This window comes from Pseudomonas sp. NY15181 (assembly GCF_048068055.1).
Lineage (GTDB): Bacteria > Pseudomonadota > Gammaproteobacteria > Pseudomonadales > Pseudomonadaceae > Pseudomonas.
On record NZ_JBLUPT010000027.1, the window covers coordinates 1 to 716 of the forward strand.

Sequence of the window (716 nt, forward strand, 5' to 3'; positions counted from 1 at the left end):
ACGTTGCGGTTGATCTCCTCGGCCACCGCGCTCTGTTCCTCGGCGGCGCTGGCGATCTGCAGGTTCATGTCGGTGATCACACTGACCGCGTCACCGATGCGCTTCAGCGCGGCCACGGCCTGCTCCACCTGACTCACGCTGTCCTGCGCCTGGCGGTGGCTGTTGCTCATCGCACCGACCACGTCGCGGGTGCCGTTCTGCAGGCCTTCGATGACCTGGCGGATTTCCTCCACCGAATCCTGGGTGCGCTTGGCGAGGTTGCGCACCTCGTCGGCGACCACCGCGAAGCCACGCCCGGCTTCGCCGGCACGGGCCGCTTCGATGGCGGCGTTGAGCGCCAGCAGGTTGGTCTGCTCGGCGATGCCACGGATCACTTCCAGCACCGAACCGATCTGCTCGCTGCTCGCCGCCAGGCCCTCGACCTGACTCATGGCGCTGCTCATGTCGCTGGCCAGTTCGTCGATCAGGCGGGTGGTGTTGTCGATCACGCTGAGGCCATCGCGGGTCGCGCCGTCGGCGCCACGGGCGGCATCGGCGGCCATCGCCGCGCTGTTGGCGACGTCATGGGCGGTGGCGCTCATCTCCTGGGAGGCGGTGGCGACCTGGTCGACCTCACGGAACTGCTGCTGCATGCCGGCGCTGGTCTGGCTGGCGATCTCCGAGGACTGGTCGGCGGTGGCGCGGGCGTCATGCACCGAGGATTTCACGTCGCGGAT

1 protein-coding gene is annotated in these 716 nt (G+C 68.6%); it reads right to left on the reverse strand.

Annotation, left to right across the window (positions count from 1 at the left end):
* A partial coding sequence (locus ACNFBT_RS27170) for a methyl-accepting chemotaxis protein (RefSeq protein WP_416753896.1) occupies positions 1 to 716 on the reverse strand: 716 nt, incomplete at both ends.